The sequence below is a fragment of the Shewanella intestini genome (assembly GCF_018221465.1).
Classification (GTDB): Bacteria; Pseudomonadota; Gammaproteobacteria; order Enterobacterales; family Shewanellaceae; genus Shewanella; species Shewanella intestini.
In genome coordinates, this window is sequence record NZ_JAAIKR010000013.1 from 18279 (window position 1) to 39393 (window position 21115).

The 21115-nt window shown below is 42.7% G+C and carries 17 protein-coding genes; 11 read left to right on the plus strand and 6 right to left on the minus strand.

Going from position 1 to position 21115, the window contains the following annotated elements; all coding sequences use genetic code 11:
- Nucleotides 1-27: 27 nt before the first annotated feature.
- Nucleotides 28-1131, minus strand: a complete 1104-nt coding sequence (locus tag G3R48_RS12745; protein WP_153665521.1) for a LysM peptidoglycan-binding domain-containing protein — start codon at nt 1129-1131, stop codon at nt 28-30.
- Between the two features lie 124 nt (nt 1132-1255).
- On the opposite strand from G3R48_RS12745, the gene def reads away from it, so the two are divergent.
- The 5 genes from def to G3R48_RS12770 are packed head-to-tail and all read left to right on the plus strand — an operon-like array spanning nt 1256 to nt 6891.
- Nucleotides 1256-1768, plus strand: a complete 513-nt coding sequence (def, locus tag G3R48_RS12750) for a peptide deformylase (protein WP_212593349.1) — start codon at nt 1256-1258, stop codon at nt 1766-1768.
- Nucleotides 1769-1776: 8 nt separating this feature from the next.
- A complete protein-coding gene (fmt, locus tag G3R48_RS12755) occupies nt 1777-2733 on the plus strand; it encodes a methionyl-tRNA formyltransferase (RefSeq protein ID WP_153665517.1) in 957 nt (318 codons plus the stop codon).
- Between the two features lies 1 nt (nt 2734).
- Complete coding sequence (gene rsmB / locus G3R48_RS12760) at nt 2735-4018, plus strand: 16S rRNA (cytosine(967)-C(5))-methyltransferase RsmB (protein ID WP_153665515.1); 1284 nt, start codon at nt 2735-2737, stop codon at nt 4016-4018.
- Nucleotides 4019-4033: 15 nt separating this feature from the next.
- Nucleotides 4034-5443 (plus strand): Trk system potassium transporter TrkA, encoded by a 1410-nt coding sequence (gene trkA, locus G3R48_RS12765; RefSeq protein ID WP_153665513.1) that lies wholly within the window; start codon nt 4034-4036, stop codon nt 5441-5443.
- Nucleotides 5444-5448: 5 nt separating this feature from the next.
- Nucleotides 5449-6891 carry a TrkH family potassium uptake protein gene (locus G3R48_RS12770; RefSeq protein ID WP_153665511.1) on the plus strand — a complete coding sequence of 481 codons (1443 nt, stop codon included), beginning with the start codon at nt 5449-5451 and terminating at the stop codon, nt 6889-6891.
- Between the two features lie 162 nt (nt 6892-7053).
- Here G3R48_RS12770 and hemG read toward each other — a convergent pair whose 3' ends face one another.
- The 4 genes from hemG to pepQ form a co-directional block, all read right to left on the minus strand.
- Nucleotides 7054-7593 carry a menaquinone-dependent protoporphyrinogen IX dehydrogenase gene (hemG, locus tag G3R48_RS12775; RefSeq protein WP_153665509.1) on the minus strand — a complete coding sequence of 180 codons (540 nt, stop codon included), beginning with the start codon at nt 7591-7593 and terminating at the stop codon, nt 7054-7056.
- Nucleotides 7594-7800: 207 nt separating this feature from the next.
- Nucleotides 7801-9258 (minus strand): TrkH family potassium uptake protein, encoded by a 1458-nt coding sequence (locus tag G3R48_RS12780; protein ID WP_153665507.1) that lies wholly within the window; start codon nt 9256-9258, stop codon nt 7801-7803.
- A gap of 67 nt (nt 9259-9325) precedes the next feature.
- Entirely contained in the window at nt 9326-9940 is a 615-nt protein-coding gene (locus G3R48_RS12785; protein WP_153665505.1) for a YigZ family protein, read from the minus strand.
- Nucleotides 9933-11252: a Xaa-Pro dipeptidase gene (gene pepQ / locus G3R48_RS12790; protein WP_153665503.1), complete on the minus strand. Its 1320-nt coding sequence runs from the start codon at nt 11250-11252 to the stop codon at nt 9933-9935. Before pepQ ends, G3R48_RS12785 begins: the two co-directional genes overlap by 8 nt.
- 237 nt (nt 11253-11489) lie before the next feature.
- On the opposite strand from pepQ, the gene fadB reads away from it, so the two are divergent.
- The 5 genes from fadB (at nt 11490) to G3R48_RS12815 (ending at nt 19449) form a co-directional block, all read left to right on the plus strand.
- Nucleotides 11490-13640: a fatty acid oxidation complex subunit alpha FadB gene (gene fadB, locus G3R48_RS12795; protein ID WP_153665501.1), complete on the plus strand. Its 2151-nt coding sequence runs from the start codon at nt 11490-11492 to the stop codon at nt 13638-13640.
- 24 nt (nt 13641-13664) lie between these two features.
- Nucleotides 13665-14834, plus strand: coding sequence for an acetyl-CoA C-acyltransferase FadA (fadA, locus tag G3R48_RS12800; protein ID WP_153665499.1), 1170 nt, complete (start codon nt 13665-13667; stop codon nt 14832-14834).
- Between the two features lie 286 nt (nt 14835-15120).
- The gene (gene tusA / locus G3R48_RS12805; RefSeq protein WP_153665498.1) at nt 15121-15366 is read left to right on the plus strand and encodes a sulfurtransferase TusA; all 246 of its coding nucleotides are present in this window, start codon (nt 15121-15123) and stop codon (nt 15364-15366) included.
- 2 nt (nt 15367-15368) lie between these two features.
- Nucleotides 15369-15809, plus strand: a complete 441-nt coding sequence (locus G3R48_RS12810) for an MOSC domain-containing protein (RefSeq protein ID WP_153665497.1) — start codon at nt 15369-15371, stop codon at nt 15807-15809.
- A gap of 457 nt (nt 15810-16266) precedes the next feature.
- On the plus strand, nt 16267-19449 hold the full coding sequence (locus G3R48_RS12815; RefSeq protein WP_153665495.1) for an amidohydrolase family protein: 3183 nt from the start codon (nt 16267-16269) through the stop codon (nt 19447-19449).
- Between the two features lie 72 nt (nt 19450-19521).
- Here G3R48_RS12815 and G3R48_RS12820 read toward each other — a convergent pair whose 3' ends face one another.
- Nucleotides 19522-20082, minus strand: coding sequence for a DNA-3-methyladenine glycosylase I (locus G3R48_RS12820; RefSeq protein ID WP_153665493.1), 561 nt, complete (start codon nt 20080-20082; stop codon nt 19522-19524).
- 118 nt (nt 20083-20200) lie between these two features.
- On the opposite strand from G3R48_RS12820, the gene glyQ reads away from it, so the two are divergent.
- The gene (gene glyQ, locus G3R48_RS12825; RefSeq protein WP_153665491.1) at nt 20201-21106 is read left to right on the plus strand and encodes a glycine--tRNA ligase subunit alpha; all 906 of its coding nucleotides are present in this window, start codon (nt 20201-20203) and stop codon (nt 21104-21106) included.
- Nucleotides 21107-21115 lie beyond the last annotated feature (9 nt).

Consider the following 21115-nt stretch of genomic DNA (forward strand, 5'->3'; position numbering starts at 1 on the left):
CTAGCCAATCGACCAGCTTATCTGAAATTATTGCCCCTTTAAGGTTAACTTCTCTGGGATCATCAGCTTGTCACCAACACGTACAGGGCGATCACTGTGCATAATTAACCCCATGCTGGTTTTATCGAAAACCTTAAACACCATCAACTTACCATGGAAGATATCTGGCATTTTCGTCACATTATCTTCAGAAAAATAAGCTAATACTTTTTCATATGATGTTCGGTCAATAACACGTACTGGTACACCGTCATTGCCAATAATAATTTCTTCACCGTCGCGGTAAATTGAAAATACATTGCCAGGGCGCACACCGTCTTCACTGCCTTTATCTAAATACACCACATCTAGCTTACCCACTTCGCGAATATTACCCACGGTAGCTAACACTGAAGCGCCTTCAGTTTGTGCCGCTTGCGGTACAAAATAAGCAGGCATTAATGAGTCATCATCGACAGGAGCAACTTTAAAGCCCACTCTCGTTTCTCGTAAATTACTCAGTAATTGCACTTTAGAAATATCACCTGAATCAACCACACGGCCACTGGCTGAGACAATAATTTCACGACCGAGAACCTCACCAGAGTCCTTATTAGTAAACTCACGGGCAGGTTGATATATAAGTACCTTTTGCCCACTTGGTAATTTCGCGTTCACATAAACAATATCATCAATAATATGATGTCGGGACGGGCTTTCACCACTTAATACGATAGGTAAACCATCAAGCCATTGCTCATCTACAACACGGTTTTGGTTTAAATATTGATGAATAAGAGATAAATCAACGGCCGGAATCGCCCCATTTTTAGGCTTAATTCGGCCTTCAACACTTTTAACGAGGTGCTGCTTAACAACCAGACGAGGTTTACCGTCAATAAACACCAAGGTTAATCTGTCGCCAGGGTAAATAAGGTGAGGATTAGCTATTTGTGGGTTGTGCCCCCACAATGTAGGCCAACGCCACGGATCTTTTAAAAAGTATCCTGAAATATCCCAAAGCGTATCGCCTTTTTTAACGACATAAGTATCAGGGTGCCCTGCTTTTAATGTCAGTGTATCAGCATTGACTTGAGTTATATTTAAAGCCAAAAATGCCAGAATTAGTAAACGTCTCATGCAGAGGTCCATGTTATTAAGCTTAAATAGCGCTTTTTACTGTTATTGATAGTCCGTTAGGATTAAAATTACCCTAATTGCCTGTGCCAGTATAGCTAACTGGCTGAAATTTGACAGACTTGTTAAGAGTTTAAATATGCCACTATTAAATGTTTTACGCTTTCCAGATGAAAGATTACGCACCATTGCAAAGCCAGTGACAGATTTCGGTCCGGCTTTACAAACCCAAATTGATGACATGCTTGAAACCATGTATGAAGAAAAAGGCATCGGTCTTGCTGCCACTCAAGTTGACTTCCATCAGCAATTAATTGTGATGGATCTTCAAGACGAGGTTGAACGCCCTATTATCTTCATCAACCCAGAAATCGTTGCCAGCAGTGGTGATTTTACCAATGAAGAAGGCTGCCTGTCTGTCCCTGGTGTTTATGCTAAAGTAGACCGCGCTGAAAAAGTGACCTTAAAGGCACAAGACCGTCATGGTGAAGAATTTACAATTGAAGCAGACGAGCTATTTGCCATTTGCATTCAACATGAACTCGACCACCTTAAAGGCAAGTTATTTGTTGATTACCTTTCTCCACTGAAACGTCAACGAATTAAAACCAAGCTTGAAAAAGAAGCTCGTTTAGCCGCTAAAAACGCATAGGAAAAGCTTTGAAACCGTTAAAAATTATTTTTGCTGGTACGCCAGATTTCGCCGCAAGACATTTACAAGCATTGCTAGACTCTGCTCATCAAGTTGTCGGAGTTTACACTCAACCAGACCGACCAGCTGGGCGAGGCAAAAAACTAACAGCAAGCCCAGTAAAAGCATTGGCTCTGGAACATGACATTACGGTGTACCAACCGAAATCATTACGTAACGAAGAAGCACAAGCACAATTACAAGCCATTGATGCAGACATTATGGTGGTTGTGGCTTACGGACTCATTTTACCGCAAGCGATATTAGATACACCACGCTTAGGCTGTATTAACGTCCACGGTTCAATTTTGCCACGTTGGCGTGGTGCAGCGCCGATTCAACGAGCACTTTGGGCTGGCGATGCCGCAACGGGCGTCACCGTAATGCAAATGGATATCGGCCTTGATACGGGTGATATGTTATTAAAAACCCACCTCACCATTGAAGAGACCGACACCTCCGCAACGCTTTATGAAAAACTCGCTATTCAAGGGCCTCAAGCGTTGGTAGAAGCGCTCGAAGGCTTAAGCCAAGGCCAACTAACCGCCGAAAAACAAGATGAAGCACTCGCTAACTACGCAGCCAAACTATCAAAAGAAGAAGCAAAATTAGACTGGAGTAAATCAGCCACACAATTATGGCAAGAAGTCCGCGCGTTTAATCCATGGCCAACAAGTCATTTTAGTCACCACCAGCACACCATCAAAGTATGGCAAGCCAGTGTTGATTCAACCGCACACAACGCCGCGGTAGGCTCCATCATTCGCGCCGACAAAAAAGGCATTGTCGTTGCAACTGCTGATGGCGCATTAGTGATTGAAACATTGCAACTACCAAATAAAAAACCCTTAGCCGCAGCCGATGTTCTTAACTCGCGAGCCGACTGGTTTGAAGTTGGCTCTCAATTAACTGTAGAGGCGCAATAACATGAACGTACGCGCCTTAGCAGCAAAAGCTATCTTTGATGTGCTTGAACGCGGGTTGTCATTATCGGTGGCGTTACCTGATCAACAACAAAAATTACAGAACAGCAAAGACAAAGGTTTATTAGCTGAAATTTGCTACGGCGTGATGCGCCAATTGCCACAATTAGATAAGTGCGTCAGTGATTGCCTTACTAAGCCATTTAAGGGCAAACAACGCATTTTGCATCAATTGCTCATTGTTGGTTGCTACCAGCTATATTTTACCCGCATTCCAGCACGTGCTGCAGTATCAGAAACCGCTGAAGCGTGCCGACAGTTAAAATTTAACGGCTTAGTGAAAGTCGTTAATGGCGTACTGCGTAATATTGAGCGCCAAAAAGCACCATTAAGTGAAGCAGCAGAGACCTTAACTTACAATACGCCAGCTTGGTTAATTAAGCGTTTACAACAAGCTTATCCACAGCACTGGCAACAGGTGATTGAACAAAGTCATCAACGTCCTCCAATGTGGCTGCGCAATAACCAGCTGCAGCAAACTCGCCAGCAATACTTGCAAGCGTTATCTGACTTAGATATTGAAGCTTCTGCGGGATTAAGTGACGACGCAATCTTATTAGCAAGTCCAAAAGATGTTACCGCTTTGCCCAATTTTGCAGAAGGTGCGGCATCAGTACAAGACGGTGCTGCGCAGTGGGCTGCAACCTTACTCGCCCCACAAGCTGACGAGGTCATTTTAGATGCCTGCGCAGCCCCCGGTGGGAAAACATGCCACTTATTAGAATTAGCACCTCAAATTAACCTTACTGCGGTTGATTTTGACGCCAAACGCCTTGAACGAGTGCAACAAAATCTCGACAGATTAAATTTAAAAGCGCAAGTTATTCATGGTGATGCTGCCAATATTGACAGTTGGTGGCAAGGTGGTAAATTCGACAAAATTTTATTAGATGCACCGTGTTCAGCCACTGGCGTTATTCGTCGTCACCCCGATATTAAGTGGTTACGCAAAAATAACGACATTGAAGAGTTGGCGGTTTTACAGCAGCAAATTGTTGACCATTGTTGGACGTGGTTAAAACCTGGTGGGACATTGCTTTATGCAACTTGCTCTATTTTGCCACAAGAAAATCGTGACCAAATAAGCCAATTTTTGGCACGAACCCCCGACGCCAAGTTAGTTACGATTGCTCAGCAACAGAACCCACAAGATATCGGCTGGCAAATATTACCCGGTCAAAACAATATGGATGGTTTTTACTACGCTCGTTTAGTGAAAGACCAATAAGGTAAGCGTTACGCAATGAAAATTATTATCTTAGGTGCTGGACAGGTTGGTGGCACACTCGCTGAAAACCTCGTTGGCGAAAATAACGATATTACATTAGTCGACAATGACCGCGCTCGGTTAAATGCGCTCCAAGATAAGTTTGATTTGCGTGTCATCGCAGGCCATGGCGCACACCCGAATGTGTTAAAGCAAGCCGGTGCTGAAGATGCCGATATGCTCATTGCTGTCACTAACAGCGATGAATGTAATATGGCGGCATGCCAAATAGCTTATAGCCTCTATGGTACACCAACCAAAATTGCCCGCATTCGCTCAGAGCCTTACCTACAAATGCAAGAAAAGCTGTTTATCAACACCGAAGTGAAAACCGGTGATGTAAAACCTCGTGGCGGCTTTGTTATTGATGAACTTATCGCGCCCGAACAGTTAGTAACCACTTACATCAAACGCTTAATTGATTACCCCGGGGCACTGCAAGTGCTCGAGTTTGCCCGTGGTAAAGTGAGTTTAGTTGCAGTAAAAGCTTATTATGGTGGTCCGTTAGTTGGTAATGCACTGGCAACGCTGCGTGAACACATGCCTAATATTGATACCCGGGTTGCAGCTATTTTCCGCCAAGGTAAGCACATCATGCCTCGTGGGACGACGATTATCGAAGCGGATGATGAAGTCTTCTTTTTAACTGACAGTCGTCATATTCGTGCGGTCATGAGTGAAATGCAAAAACTCGATAACTCCTATCGTAATATCATGATTGCCGGTGGTGGTAACATTGGTTTTGGCCTAGCGGAGCAGTTACAGCGCCAGCATTCAGTTAAATTGATTGAACATAATAAAGAACGTGCTGAGTTATTGTCTGAAAAACTGACAAAAACCACCGTATTCCATGGTGACGCCTCCGCTCAAGAGTTACTCAATGAAGAAAGCATTGGCCAAACAGACGTATTTATTGCGGTAACCAATGACGATGAAGCCAACATTATGTCGGCTTTATTAGCTAAGCGTATGGGCGCAAAAAAGGTCATGGTACTTATTCAGCGTGAAGCCTATGTCGATATCGTCCAAGAAGCCAATATCGATATTGCCGTATCACCTCAACAAGCAACCATTTCAGCATTATTAACGCATATTCGCCAAGGTGATATTTGTAATGTGTATTCACTACGTCGCGGAGTAGCTGAAGCCATTGAAGCGATTGCTCATGGTGATGAAAACACCTCTAAAGTGGTGGGTAAACGCATCAGCGAAATCAAACTACCGCCGGGGACGACAATTGGTGCAATCGTCCGTAAAGATGAAGTGTTGATGGGTCATGACAAAACAATTATTGAGCAAGGTGATCACGTGGTGTTATTCCTCGTCCACAAGAAATATATTTCTGATGTGGAAAAACTTTTCCAACCTAGTGCGTTTTTCTTTTAAGCCTTATGTTAAACATTAAACCTCTTATTTATATCTTAGGGATTTTTCTCTCTATTTTAACGGTGTTTATGTTTATCCCGATGGTTTTTTCAGTTTATTACGCTGAAGAAACCATTGCTGATTTCATTATTTCATCAATTATTACTGGCAGTGCAGCCATACTGCTAATCCAGTCGAGTGACACTAAAGCCGTAGAGCTTAATATACGTGACATGTTCTTCTTAACCAGCATGACATGGTTCGTTATCAGCCTATTTGCCGCACTTCCGTTTACTTTCTATCATGGCATTAGTTATACCGATGCGTTTTTTGAAACCATGTCTGGAGTAACAACGACCGGCTCAACGGTGCTTTCAGGGTTAGATACAACCGATCACAGCATCCTAATTTGGCGCTCATTATTACAATGGTTTGGCGGCATTGGCTTTATTGTCATGGCGGTGGCAGTTTTGCCATTTTTAAACGTCGGTGGTATGCGCTTATTTAGAACCGAATCTTCCGACTGGAGCGATAAAAGTACCCCAAGAACCCAGCATTTAGCCAAATACTTATTCCAAGTGTATGTCATGCTCACCTTGCTGTGTATTTTGGCCTACAACCTTGCTGGGATGAGCTGGTTTGAAGCAATCAACCATGCAATGACCACGCTCTCTACCGGTGGTTTCTCAACCTCTGACGCCTCCATGGCACACTTTTCGCCTGCTGCGCATTGGGTCGGTATTATTTTCATGCTCGCAGGTGGTTTACCCCTGCTGATGTTTGTTCAATCTATTCGATTACGTGACATGAGCATTTGGAATGACCAGCAGGTCAAAGGCTTCTTGTTGTTTGTCACATTGGTCTCTGTCACCTTAGCCATTTGGTTGAGTATCCACAAAACCATTCCTTTTATGGATGCATTACGCCTAAGTAGCTTTAACGTTATTTCCGTTGTCACTACAACAGGCTTTGGTCTGACAGATTATCAAGCTTGGGGAGCGGTATCAGGTATCGTATTTTTGTTTTTAATGTTGGTTGGTGGCTGTTCAGGATCAACTGCTGGTGGGATTAAAATATTCCGCTTTCAGATTGCATTTGCTGTCATGCGACAACAGTTAAAACAACAGTTTCACCCTCACGCTAGTTTTACTGAAACCTATAATAGCCATCGTATTAGAGACGATATTGTCCGTTCAATGGTGACCTTCTTTATCTTAATTTTTCTTACGATTATCAGCCTTTCTATTCTATTGGTTTTATGCGGATTAGACCCCGTCACCGGCTTTACTGGCGCAATTACCGCGGTTGCTAATGTAGGGCCAGGCCTAGGGCCAATTATTGGGCCAGCAGGTAATTTCTCTAGCTTGCCAGATGCGGCAAAGTGGTTATTATCAATAGGAATGTTATTAGGGCGGTTAGAGATTTTAACGATTGCAGTGTTATTCCACCCACAGTTTTGGCGCTATTAATGTCATTAAGGTTGGCGAATAAGGGCGTGAGTTAACGCTGATATTTAATCGTAAAGGTAGCAAGTTACTTGCCTTAAATTAACCATAAAAAAGCGTTATTAATTAACATTAATAACGCTTTTTTAGTTTTTATTCGACGCTTAGATCAAATCTTTGTGGTGGTTATGCTTGCGCGAGACGGGCTACATGCTCAGCATATACATCAACATCATTCCAGTCGGTGTAATCGATAACCGCTTTACTGTCTGTTGGGCCGTCGGTGATCTTCATAATTAATTTAATTGCCAAACTGTCGTACCAATTCCACGATGGATAATCGACTTTACCAGCAATAATTTTAACATCTTGCGGCTTCCAATCTGAAAGTGCTAAAAACTTCTGTAAGTATTTATTGTTCTCTGGAATACGTTTTTCTGGTTTTCTTGCCACCACATTGACACAAAAGAAACTATTGGGCAGTGCAGCTAAGTCTTGATGATGTTGACGACAAAATTCAAATACTGACTTGTGGTATGAGCCATATAAAACACAAGCACCTAGCGCCACAGCATCATATTGAGCCCAATCAATTGGCTGTTGAGTGTCATTTAAATTAATCACATCACAGCTATTACCTATTGCGACAATCTTTTGCGCTATCGCATTACTAATTTTGGCGGTGTGGCCGCCGCGAGAATAATAAACCACTAAAATATTTGCCATTAAGTTTCCACCTCGCTAATTATTACCCGTGAGTGTGTCAAAAAAGCCAACGTTAAGCGACATTAACGATCACAGATTGGAAAGAGTCCATCAGATAAAACCGGATTAAAGACGCCTTGTAACCCAAAAGGTTTCGAATCATCTCGCTTTCCCCTCCCAAGATAAGTCATCAACCTCACGAATAATCCACCTAAAGACAACCTAGGGTTAATTACGCCAAAATGTAGGAGTAAATAACACCAGCAGTGTAAACACCTCTAAACGACCAAATAGCATCGCCACCACCAATACCCACTTGGCCCCGTCACTAATTGAGGCATAATTATCTGCAACATCACCCAAACCAGGGCCCAAGTTATTTAAACTTGCCGCCGTTGCACTAAACGCTGTCGTGGTGTCCATATCCATCGACATTAACAGCATCATACAAATAAAAAACACCAATGCGTATGCTGAAAAGAACCCCCATACGGCATCAATAATTCGGTCCGGTAACGCAACTGAGCCAATTCGAATAGAATATAGCGCTTTAGGGTGAACTAAGCGCTTTAGCTCACGCGAGCCCTGCAAGAACAACAAAATAAGCCGAATGACTTTCATGCCGCCACCTGTAGAGCCCGCACAGCCACCAATGAAACTAGAAAAGATTAACAACATAGGTAAAAACAACGGCCAAGAAGAAAAACTTTCAGTTCCAAACCCTGCTGTTGTTGAAATTGACACCACTTGGAAAAAAGCATAATCAAGCGTTTTTTCGGCGCTATCGTATATACCTGTGTGATATAACGTCACAAAACAAATAGCGGTTAAGATAAGCTGAACCGCAATTAACACCTTAAATTCAACATCTTTTAGATAGACTTTAACGTTAATACCCCGACGAGAAAATGCGGCAAAATGCAGACTAAAATTCACCGCGGCTATCAGTAAAAATACCGCGCAAATAACGTTAATTAAGGGGCTTTCAAAATAACCTAAACTGGCATCATGAGTGGAAAAACCACCGATAGCGATGGTAGAAAAAGAATGACATATAGCATCAAATCCATCCATGCCAGCAAAATAGTATGCCGTTGCACAAGCAATCGTCAGCAGTAAATAAATGTACCAAAGTGCCTTAGCCGTTTCAGCAATACGCGGGGTCATTTTACTGTCTTTTACTGGGCCTGGAATTTCAGCTTTATATAACTGCATGCCACCAATACCCAATAAAGGCAAAATGGCCACCGCCAACACAATAATCCCCATACCGCCCATCCATTGCAGTAAATGACGATAAAATAATATCGCTTTAGGGAGATAATCTAGCCCTGTAATGACGGTTGCACCGGTAGTGGTTAACGCAGAAAAGGATTCAAAAAAACTGTCTGTCCAGCTTAGATTGGGCTCGGTAGAAAAGATAAACGGCAACGAGCCAATAGAGCCCAGTACGGTCCAAAACAATACCACAATTAAAAAGCCTTCCCGAGTGCGTAACTCCGCTTTTTGATGCCGATTGGGATACCAAAGTAAAAAACCTAAAAATACACTAACGCAAAATGCCTGAATAAAAGCGGTGCCGCCACCATCTTTATAAAATACCGCCACCAACGCGGGCGGCAACATGGTGATTGAAAACAATCCCATGAGTAAACCTGTAATTCTTATTATGGTTTTATATTGCATGTAAGTTCAGTTAGCCAATAATCATATTGGACGATTAACAATTGGCTGACATTTTGTCACTTACACATCACGCTGTAAACTTAACTTGCATTGCACCTTGAGTTTGAGTCGCTAATAGCTGATTAAATTTACTTTGCTGGGCTTTTGCTAGTTCAAACGTCACAGTCACTGTTGCAGAAAACTGCTTGTCGGTAATAATGCCTTCACATTGATTTATCACGTATTCAATGTCATTTAACTGACCATAATCACAAACAATATTGGCACTATAGCGCAACGTTTTAAGGCAGGTTTCAAGCTGAGGTATGAGTTTTTTTACCCCAGAGCTATATGCCCTAACAAGGCCACCAACACCTAACTTAGTGCCCCCAAAGTAGCGCACAACAATCACGCCGAGCTCACCAATGTTAGCGCCTTGTAAACACGCCAACATTGGCCGTCCAGCACTGCCGCTAGGTTCACCGTCATCTGACGATCCCATATCAATTAAATTTGTCGGTGCCCCAGCCACAAATGCATAGCAATAATGGCTAGCACCTGGAAATTCAAGCTTAATGCGCCCCAACTCTGCCTTCATGACATCAGCACTAGGACAATGAAACATAAAGGAGATAAAGCGGCTATGCTTTATCTCCTCCTCAAGCTCGATATTTTTAGCAGGAATTAAAAATTCTTCAGTCAATTAAACCTTGCTCTCTGGTTAAGTTCTCATTGCGGTCTTGGTGAACAATGACGTTATCTTCAATACGGATACCACCGTAAGGTCGGAGTTGGTCAACTTGCTGCCAATCAATTACACTTTTGGCTTCAGGGCTTAACTGATTTAATAAACTATCAATAATATAAAAACCCGGCTCAATAGTGAGCACTTGGTTAGCCGCTAATGTTCTTGTGCAACGTAAAAATGGATGGCCTTCTGGCGCAGGAATATTGGTGCCACGTTCATCATGTGCAAAACCGCCAAGGTCATGCACTTGTAGCCCTAACATATGCCCAAGTCCATGTGGGAAAAAGGCTTTGGTGACACCTTGGTCAATTAAGCTTTCAACATCACCCTTGGCAATACCATACGTATTAAGTAGTTGCGCCAACTTCACATGGGTTTCAATATGAAGATCTGGGTACTTGACCCCCGGTTTCATCATGTCAATAATGTCGAGTTGTAACTGGTTAACGGCAACAATTAAGTCGTAAAAATGCGTTTTTTCAAACGCATAAGTGCGAGTAATATCAGCCGCATAACCGTAATAATTTGCCCCAGCATCAATTAAAAAAGATCGACGCTGCGCAGGGCTTTGATGAGCGAGTGCGGTGTAATGCAAAATAGCCGCATTTTCATTTAACGCAATAATATTACCGTATGGCACTTCGTTTTCAGACTGGCCAATTTCAGACAAATATTGCTGCTGAATTTCAAACTCGCTACCACCTTGATAAAACGCCTGCTTCGCTGCCAAGTGACCTTTTACGGCAATTTGGTTAGCACGTCTTAAACATTCCAATTCATAATGGGTTTTATCTGCACGATGAAAGTGTAAATAATTCAGCACCGCGTCAGGGTTACGCGAGGTAATACCCAGCACATCAGCCACATCTAAATGCTCGCCAATGTATGCCCATGCTTTTGTATTTTGCGGTAATAACTCCGCCACTCTATCTGCTTTAGTCAGCAACTTAATTGTAAAGTGTTCAGTCCAAAATGCTTCTGGCACATCACTGACTTTATGCCAAAAATCTTCCGGTCGAAAATAAATCAATGTCGGTTTATCTACCCCGTTAGCAACAATCCAACAATTAGGGTTGTCGAGTAAAGGTAACCAAGCCTTAAAGTGCGGGTTAACCTTGAATGGGTAACTCAAATCATCTAAAAACTGGCGATGGTATTGGCCAGAATGAATGATAAGTCCGTCAATACTCTCGCGTGATGTTATCTCAGCGACGCGACGGTTAAGTTCAGTAACATGAGCATGATATAAGTGACCAAGCTGATCCATTTTCAATCCTTGTGCAATAAGTTTCCTATCGGTCAGTTTACCACAAAGATAAAAAAATCAGCCACTACCGCCAGAGATTAAACGATCGTTTAAATTGGGTGTTGTATTTTGATTCATTTAGAAGCACACTGTTGAGCAATTGGTCAACAGATGACCTATTTTGCTGTGAAAAAACATGCTCAAAAACCACACAGCAAATAGACGTGGAAGTCGTTTTAAGCAATAAGGAAGCAAGCAATGATCTACCAAAGCCCTACCATTAAGGTTGAGTTACTAGAAGATAATATTGCCAAGCTGTGCTTTGATGCACCGGGCTCGGTCAACAAGTTCGATAGAGAAACTCTCGCCTCATTAGATGCTGCATTAGACAGCCTAAACCAACAATCAAATATAAAAGCACTTATGCTAACCTCTGCGAAAAGCACCTTCATTGTTGGTGCTGATATCACAGAGTTCCTTGGTTTATTCCAACAAGACGAAGCAACCCTACTTACATGGGTTGAACAAGCAAGTGCCGTATTTGATAAATTAGAAGACTTACCATTCCCGACGATATCTGCCATTAATGGTTTCGCTCTTGGCGGTGGTTGTGAAACCATTTTAGCCACTGATTTGCGTATTGCCGACACCACCGCAACCATTGGACTTCCAGAAACCAAGCTAGGATTAATTCCCGGTTTTGGTGGCACCGTTCGATTACCTCGCGTAATTGGTGCAGACAACGCATTAGAGTGGATCACCACAGGTAAACCACAAAAACCACAAGCAGCGCTAGCTGTTGGTGCAGTTGATGCCGTCGTTACACCTGAGCACCTAGAAGTTTCAGCCATTAACATGCTTAAAGATGCGCTTGCAGGAAAGCTTGATTGGCAAACCCGTCGCAATCGTAAATTATCGCCATTAACGCTGCCAAAACTTGAAGCAATGATGTCATTTGCGACCGCAAAAGGCATGGTCTTTAAAGTGGCGGGGAAACATTATCCAGCGCCAATGATGGCTATTGATGTCATTGAAAAGGCTGCAACACAGTCTCGCGAACAAGCGTTAAAAATCGAAAACCAAGCCTTTATTAAATTAGCAAAAACTGAAGTTGCTACCGCCTTAATTGGAATTTTCTTAAATGACCAAGTGGTAAAAGGCAAAGCCAAAAAAGCAGCTAAGTCAGCGAAAGCGGTAAACAGTGCCGCTGTTTTGGGTGCAGGCATAATGGGCGGAGGCATCGCTTACCAAAGTGCTAGCAAAGGTACTCCTATTGTAATGAAAGACATTGCGCAACCGGCACTTGAACTTGGTTTATCAGAAGCAGCCAAGCTACTTGAAGCCCAAGTAAAACGTGGCCGTTCAACGCCTGCTAAAATGGCAAAAGTGCTTAACAACATCACTCCTGCGTTAGATTATGCACCAGTAAAAGGTGCTGACGTTGTGGTTGAAGCCGTTGTTGAACATCCAAATGTAAAAGCCTCAGTACTTGCAGAGGTTGAGCAACACGTGGCCGATGACGCGATCATCACCTCGAACACATCAACCATTTCAATTAATTTACTGGCCAAAAGTTTACAAAAACCAGAGCGTTTTTGTGGTATGCACTTTTTTAACCCTGTGCATAAAATGCCATTGGTTGAAGTTATTCGCGGCGAAAACTCTTCAGAGGAAACTATTGCTTCTGTTGTTGCTTATGCCAGCAAAATGGGCAAAACCCCAATTGTAGTCAACGACTGCCCGGGCTTTTTTGTTAACCGCGTATTGTTTCCATACTTTGCTGGTTTCAGTGGCTTATTAGCTGACGGCGCAGACTTTGCAAAAATAGATAAAGTCATGGAAAAACAATTTGGCTGGCCAATGGGCCCAGCTTACTTGCTTGACGTTGTTGGCCTTGATACAGGTCATCATGCACAAGCCGTAATGGCTGAAGGCTTCCCTGAACGTATGGGCAAAAATGGTAAAGATGCTATCGATATCATGTTTGAAAACAAGCGCTTTGGTCAAAAGAATACACTTGGTTTTTATCAGTATTCACTCGACCGTCGCGGTAAGCCAAAGAAAGATCTTGATCCAACAAGCTACCAACTACTTAGCAATGAATTTGGCGCACTAAAAGAGATTGCTGCTGATGAAGTTATTGCACGTTGCATGATCCCAATGGTCATTGAAACGGTTCGCTGTTTAGAAGAAGGCATTATTGCTTCTCCAGCTGAAGGCGACATGGGCTTAGTCTACGGTATTGGTTTCCCACCATTTAGAGGTGGTGTATTCCGTTATATTGACACGATGGGCGTGGCCAACTTTGTCGCATTAGCTGACAAATATGCACACCTTGGTGGTCTATACCAAGTGACTGACACAATGCGCGAACTAGCAGCCAACAACGGCAGCTACTACCCAGCCTAAATTTAGCGGTTAAGGACTAACATCATGAAACACGCTGTAATAGTAGATTGTATTCGAACTCCAATGGGCCGTTCTAAGGCTGGAGTATTTAGAAACGTTCGTGCAGAAACCTTATCTGCACAGTTAATGAAATCATTGCTGACACGCAACCCCAACCTCGATCCAAATGATATTGAAGATGTCATTTGGGGTTGTGTGCAGCAAACGCTAGAACAAGGCTTTAATGTTGCCCGTAACGCAGCATTACTTGCTGGTATCCCGAAAACAGCTGGTGCGGTTACGGTCAATCGCTTATGCGGCTCTTCTATGGATGCGCTTCATCAAGCGGCACGCGCCATTATGACCGGTCAAGGTGACACCTTTATCGTAGGTGGTGTTGAGCACATGGGACATGTACCAATGAACCACGGGGTAGATTTCCACCCAGGCCTAGCAAACAATGTCGCTAAAGCTTCTGGCATGATGGGTTTAACCGCTGAAATGCTTGGGAAAATGCATGGTATTACCCGAGAACAGCAAGATGCTTTTGCGGTGCGTTCACATGCTAGAGCGTATGCTGCGACAGTTGAAGGTCGTTTTGCTAGTGAAATCGTCCCTATTGAAGGTCACGACGAAAACGGCACATTAGTCAGCGTTATTCACGACGAAGTAATTCGCCCAGAAACCTCAATTGAATCACTATCGGGTTTACGTCCAGTGTTTGACCCGGCCAATGGCACGGTTACTGCTGGCACATCGTCTGCACTATCAGACGGCGCATCTGCCATGCTAGTTATGGAAGAACAAAAAGCACGTGAACTTGGTTTGCCTATTCGCGCACGTATTCGTTCAATGGCCGTTGCCGGTTGTGATGCTGCAATTATGGGTTATGGCCCAGTACCCGCAACGAAAAAAGCGCTCGCTCGAGCAGGCTTAACCATTGATGATATGGACGTCATTGAACTGAATGAAGCTTTTGCCGCTCAATCACTTCCTTGCGTAAAAGATTTAGGTTTAATGGACGTGGTTGACGAAAAAGTTAATTTAAATGGTGGTGCAATTGCACTTGGTCATCCATTAGGGTGTTCAGGTACGCGCATCTCAACGACCTTAATAAATCTGATGGAAGCAAAAGATGCCAAGTTAGGTTTAGCGACAATGTGTATCGGTTTAGGCCAAGGTATTGCAACCGTTTTCGAACGTGTTGATAATTAAACTTCACCAATAGCAAAATTATGGTTGTCTGAGTACTGTTGTTTTAGTTACTGACAATTTACAAAAAGGCTCGATTTTATATTTAATTATAAAATTGAGCCTTTTTTTAATTTTTCTACTTCGACAGTTGTTCCACGTGAAACATATTCTAGGAAAATTATTTTTTTAGTAAAAAGCAACTTAAAGCTAAAAAACAGCCAATATCACATTAGCCAACACTAAACTTGGCAACAAAATTTTACCGGCGTAAAATTAGTTCTTTCCCGTTTTCGTAAAAAGAGTTTCGATGAATACCACAAATGAACAAGCAAACCATCAACTAGATGCGCTTGGATTACGCTGTCCAGAACCCGTAATGATGATCCGCAAAACGGTTAGAAAAATGGCTGATGGCGAAACCTTATTGATCATTGCTGATGATCCAGCAACAACGCGTGATATTCCAAGCTTTTGTGAATTTATGGATCACACCTTAATTTCAAGTGAAACCGCAACGACACCTTACCGCTACTTAATCAAAAAGGGATTATAACCATGCCAACATTAGCAGCTATTGCCTTTAAAGATAAAAAACGCGGCATCATGAAACCGCTTCAATCTGCTAATGTAACCACAGAATCCGGTGTCGAAAATGATATTTTTGGCCGCCCAGGAAAACGCCAAGTGACCATCATGTCGCAACAACAATGGCAACAAGCCTGTGATGAGCTTAATCAACAACTAGACTGGTTGACTCGACGAGTAAACCTACTTATTGATGGCTATACTTTTTGCGCAACTGATGTTGGGAAACGCATCTACCTTGGTGAGAGTACAATCTTAGAAATCACAGGAGAAACAGACCCTTGCAGCAAAATGGAAAAATCAGTTACCGGTTTAGAAGCGGCGCTGACACTGGATTGGCGCGGCGGTATCACCGCAAAAGTCATCGCTAGCGGTCACATTACAATTGCAGATACCGTTGTTATAAAATAGCCATAAACACCCGAGCTAGATTCAACATATCAATCAATATTTCACAAGAAAACGTAATTGCTATTCGGTTATAGCTTAGCTGACTTAATCTACGTATTTATGCCAACATCCAGCAGAACCTGATAACACTAAAATTGATTTGCTTCAGTCAATAACGGCAAAATTAATCAGTAAATGCCATCACTACCAAATATCCACTACTCACAACATCAACATCAACATCAACATCAACATCAACATCAACATCAACATCAACAGATTAAAACCTACCGATACACATACAGATCTCAAACTACCACTTAAAACCACATCACAAATGCAACAGCTATTGTCATAAAAAGAAACATAAATAAACTATCGTTAACCTGTCGTTTATGAGATAAATTGTCACCATCGTATTGAGTTGCACCTCGTTGTTACTCAAATTCTAATAACAATAACGTTCAATGGAAATGATATGTTTACTCAAAAACTCACTCCCATTTATACCGCAGTTGCATTAACGCTGGGGATATCAACCACCGCTTTTGCTGAAGACGAAAAAAAACAATGGCAGGTTAATGCCCCTGCAGAAGCACCACTTGAGAAAGTCGATATAAGTGTAAATGAAGGCACTTGGATGAATGTGAGTGTTTCACCAGACGGCAAGACGATCGTCTTTGACTTATTAGGCGATATTTACCAAATGCCTATTTCAGGTGGTGAAGCCAAACCAATCGCGACGGGTATCGCGTGGCAAATGCAACCTGTATATAGCCCAGATGGAAAATATATTGCATTTACCTCAGATGAAGATGGCGGAGATAATATATGGATAATGGATGCTGATGGCAGCAATCCACACCCTGTAACCACAGAAACGTTTAGATTACTAAACAGCCCAGCATGGAGTCCTGATTCACAATATATTGTTGCCAGAAAGCATTTCACCGCAAGCCGCAGCCTTGGCGCTGGTGAAGTTTGGCTGTATCACGTAGCTGGTGGTGAAGGCGTAAAATTAACAGAGCGCCCGAATGATCAAAAAGATTTAGGTGAACCAGCATACTCACCAGACGGTCGGTATATCTATTTCAGCCAAGATGCTACACCAGGAAAGACCTTTCACTATTCAAAAGACTCAGTCAAAGGTATTTACAAAATCAAACGTTACGACACCGTAACAGGCGATATCAAAGTACTTATACAAGGAACGGGTGGCGCAATTCGACCAACCCCTAGCCCTGATGGTGAAAAACTCGCTTACATTAAACGCGACGGCTTTCAGTCAACATTATATTTATTAGATTTAAAATCAGGTGAACGCACCAAGCTTTATGACAAGTTAGACCGTGACATGCAAGAGACATGGGCCATTCATGGTGTATACCCAACAATGTCATGGACTAAAGACAATAAAGATATTGTATTTTGGGCTAACGGCAAAATTAACCGTTTAAACGTTGATAAACAAACGGTTTCTGATATCCCGTTCAGCGTAAAAACGCAGCTTGATGTTCAGCCTTCAGTACGCTTTGCCCAAGATCTTGATAAAGACCAATTTGATGTAAAAATGCTACGAATGGCACAGGTTTCGCCTAATGGGGAAAAAGTGGTATTTGAAGCGCTTGGTAAAATTTGGATACGTGATATCAAAGATGGCAAGCAAAAGCGACTGACTCGCTTGGCTAACAACGTTAACGAGCTTTTCCCACAATGGTCTCGAGACGGTAAAAAAATCGTCTACACAACGTGGAATGACCAAGATCAAGGTTCAGTCAGGGTCATTAGTGCTCGTGGCGGTAAATCTAAAAAATTGACCACTGAACCCGGTAAATATGTTGAACCAACATTTTCTCCTAATGGCAAAACCATTGTATTTCGTAAAGCAAAAGGCGGATATGTCACTCCTCGCACTTGGTCACAAGAGCCAGGCTTATATCAAGTTGATGTAAAAGGTAAACAAACCACCTTTATCAACGCGAGCGGTTATCAACCCCAATTTGGTAATGATAATTCCCGCGTGTACTTCATGGACTATGGTGACACACCAGAGTTGGCCTCTATCAGCCTGCAAGGTCACGACAAACGCACACACTACAGCAGTAAACATGCCACCGAATTTAGAGTATCACCAGACGGCGAGCATTTAGCATTTGCAGAACGCTTCCGCGTCTATGTCACCCCATTTGCTAAGCATGGTGAAACTGTCAGTATTGGACCAAAAGCCAATAACCTACCAGTTACTCAGTTAAGTGTTAGAGCTGGCGAGAGTATCAGCTGGAACAATGACAGTAATGAACTTTATTGGACTTTAGGACCAGAACTTTACCAAGCCAAAGTTGACACTCTCTATTCCGATAAAAACCCTGAACCTGCGCCAGCAATCAATAATATCGGCTTTAAAGTTGACGCAGATGTTCCACGTGGAACAGTAGTATTTGTTGGCGGACAAGTTATCACTATGGAAAATGACAAAGTCATTCAAAACGGTGTGGTTATTGTTAAAGACAACAAAATTATCACGGTCGGCGATGCTAGCACGCAAGTACCAAGTGGCGCACAAGTTATCGATATAAAAGGCAAAACAATTATGCCGGGAATATTCGATGCTCACGCACACGGCGCACAAGGTGATGATGAAATTATCCCGCAACAAAACTGGCAAATGTATTCAGGTTTATCACTTGGGGTAACCGCAATACACGATCCATCTAATGACACTACCGAAATTTTTGCCGCTTCAGAGCAACAAAAAGCCGGTAACATTGTTGGTCCACGGATATTCTCAACTGGTACCATTTTATATGGTGCAAATGCACCGGGTTACACCTCTCATGTTGACTCACTTGATGACGCTAAATTCCATTTAGAACGTCTGAAGAAAGTAGGCGCATTCAGTGTTAAAAGTTACAACCAGCCTCGTCGAAACCAACGTCAACAAGTTATTCAGGCCGCACGCGAGCTTGAAATGATGGTCGTTCCTGAAGGCGGCAGCTTAATGCAGCATAACTTGACGATGATTGCCGACGGCCACACGACTGTTGAACATTCATTACCGGCAGGTGCAATTTACAATGACATCAAACAATTCTGGAGCCAAACTGAAGTGGCTTACACTCCAACGTTAGTGGTTGCATATGGTGGCATTTCTGGCGAGCACTACTGGTACGACAAAACGGACGTATGGGCACATCCACGGTTAAGCATGTATGTCCCTGACGACTTACTTAATGCGCGTTCAATGCGCCGTACCACAGCACCGGATGAACATTACAACCACTTTAATGTTACTCGTGTTGCCAATGAATTAAACGAGATAGGCATTCCAGCTAATATCGGTGCACACGGGCAACGAGAAGGCTTGGCTGCACATTGGGAAATGTGGATGTTTGCTCAAGGAGGTATGAGCAACATGGACGTACTTAAAACAGCAACCATTAACCCAGCTACAACTTTTGGCATGGATCATCAACTAGGCTCTATTAAAGAAGGTAAGTTAGCTGACTTAATCGTAATTGACGGAAATCCACTTAAAGATATCCGTTCAACTGATAAAGTCACTTACACCATGGCAAACGGTAAACTGTACAACGCAGAAACCATGAACCAGCTTAATGGTGATAAACGTCAACGCAAGACATTCTTCTTTGAAGATAAGTAAACCTAAGCATGAATAAAATAAAAAGGGTGTTCCACGTGGAACACCCTTTTTTTATATTCACAGATGAACATCTTATTGACCGTATCGGAAACAGTCCGTTGTATGGTCATTAACCATGCCAACCTCCTGCATAAAGGCATAGCAAATTGTTGGACCGACAAAGTTAAAACCTAATTTTTTTAGTGCTTTGGACATTGCTTCAGACTCTGCAGTTTGTGCCGGGACCTGCACCATTGAAGAAAAGTGATTGACTTTAGGTTTCCCACCAACAAAGCTCCACAGGAACTCGCTAAAATCACCGCCATTGGCTTCAAACGCTAGCAAGGCTTTAGCATTTCGAATAATTGAATTAACCTTTAAGCGATTACGAACAATGCCAGGCTCTAACAATAAAGCCTCTACTTTGGCGTCATCAAAGGTAGCAATAATATTGGCATCAAAATTAGCAAATAGCGCTTCATAGTTTTGTTGTTTTTTTAGAATAGTAATCCAAGATAAACCCGCCTGCTGCCCATCCAAACAAAGCTTTGCGAATAAATCTTGTTTATCGTAAACCGGACGCCCCCAAACCTCATCATGATAACGTTGGTAAATTTCATCTTCACTTACCCAATGGCAGCGTTTGATATCCATAATCTTGTATCCAAAATTAAAATTGCTTAGTACGTTAGAAAATAACCTACATAAGCCGTTATCTACAAGGTATAATCAATACCATTTTCTATTCAGCCTAACCAGTAGATAAGCGGACATGACGACGAAACACGACGTAAAAACATTCCAGGGCTTTATTATGACCCTGCAGGAATACTGGGCGCAGCAAGGTTGCGCAATCGTACAACCATTAGATATGGAAGTCGGTGCAGGTACTTTTCACCCTATGACTTTTTTGCGTTCATTAGGGCCAGAACCAATGAGCAGCGCATATGTACAACCGTCTCGCAGACCAACCGATGGTCGTTACGGTGACAACCCTAACCGCCTGCAACACTACTATCAATTCCAAGTAGTTTTAAAGCCATCACCTGATAATATTCAAGAACTATACCTAGGCTCATTAGAAGCACTTGGTGTCGACATGAATGTACATGATGTACGCTTTGTAGAAGACAACTGGGAGTCTCCTACGCTTGGTGCATGGGGTTTAGGTTGGGAAGTTTGGTTAAATGGTATGGAAGTATCACAGTTTACCTACTTCCAACAAGTTGGTGGCTTAGAGTGTTCTCCCGTTACAGGTGAAATGACATACGGCCTTGAGCGACTCGCTATGTACATTCAAGAAGTCGACAGCGTATACGATCTAGTATGGACCGACGGTCCAATGGGTAAAGTCATGTACGGTGACATTTTCCACCAAAACGAAGTAGAACAATCGACCTATAACTTTGAACATGCAAATGTTGAAGTGCTATTTAAGCAATTTGATGATTGTGAAAAAGCTTGTCAGCACCTACTTGGTCTAGAAAAACCTCTACCGCTACCCGCCTACGAACAAGTGATGAGAGCATCGCACTCGTTTAACTTACTCGACGCGCGTCATGCTATTTCGGTAACCGAACGTCAACGTTATATTTTGCGTGTTCGCACCATGGCAAAAGGTGTAGCAGAAGCCTATTATCAAGCCCGTGAAGCTCTTGGCTTCCCAATGTGTAAGTAGAGGAATTAG

Coding starts and splice junctions, on each gene's coding strand:
- G3R48_RS12745 (WP_153665521.1), bottom strand. CDS start 1,131: ATGGACCTCTGCATGAGACGTTTACTAATTCTGGCATTTTTGGCTTTA.
- def (WP_212593349.1), top strand. CDS start 1,256: ATGCCACTATTAAATGTTTTACGCTTTCCAGATGAAAGATTACGCACC.
- rsmB (WP_153665515.1), top strand. CDS start 2,735: ATGAACGTACGCGCCTTAGCAGCAAAAGCTATCTTTGATGTGCTTGAA.
- trkA (WP_153665513.1), top strand. CDS start 4,034: ATGAAAATTATTATCTTAGGTGCTGGACAGGTTGGTGGCACACTCGCT.
- G3R48_RS12770 (WP_153665511.1), top strand. CDS start 5,449: ATGTTAAACATTAAACCTCTTATTTATATCTTAGGGATTTTTCTCTCT.
- hemG (WP_153665509.1), bottom strand. CDS start 7,593: ATGGCAAATATTTTAGTGGTTTATTATTCTCGCGGCGGCCACACCGCC.
- G3R48_RS12780 (WP_153665507.1), bottom strand. CDS start 9,258: ATGCAATATAAAACCATAATAAGAATTACAGGTTTACTCATGGGATTG.
- pepQ (WP_153665503.1), bottom strand. CDS start 11,252: ATGGATCAGCTTGGTCACTTATATCATGCTCATGTTACTGAACTTAAC.
- fadB (WP_153665501.1), top strand. CDS start 11,490: ATGATCTACCAAAGCCCTACCATTAAGGTTGAGTTACTAGAAGATAAT.
- fadA (WP_153665499.1), top strand. CDS start 13,665: ATGAAACACGCTGTAATAGTAGATTGTATTCGAACTCCAATGGGCCGT.
- tusA (WP_153665498.1), top strand. CDS start 15,121: ATGAATACCACAAATGAACAAGCAAACCATCAACTAGATGCGCTTGGA.
- G3R48_RS12810 (WP_153665497.1), top strand. CDS start 15,369: ATGCCAACATTAGCAGCTATTGCCTTTAAAGATAAAAAACGCGGCATC.
- G3R48_RS12815 (WP_153665495.1), top strand. CDS start 16,267: ATGTTTACTCAAAAACTCACTCCCATTTATACCGCAGTTGCATTAACG.
- G3R48_RS12820 (WP_153665493.1), bottom strand. CDS start 20,082: ATGGATATCAAACGCTGCCATTGGGTAAGTGAAGATGAAATTTACCAA.
- glyQ (WP_153665491.1), top strand. CDS start 20,201: ATGACGACGAAACACGACGTAAAAACATTCCAGGGCTTTATTATGACC.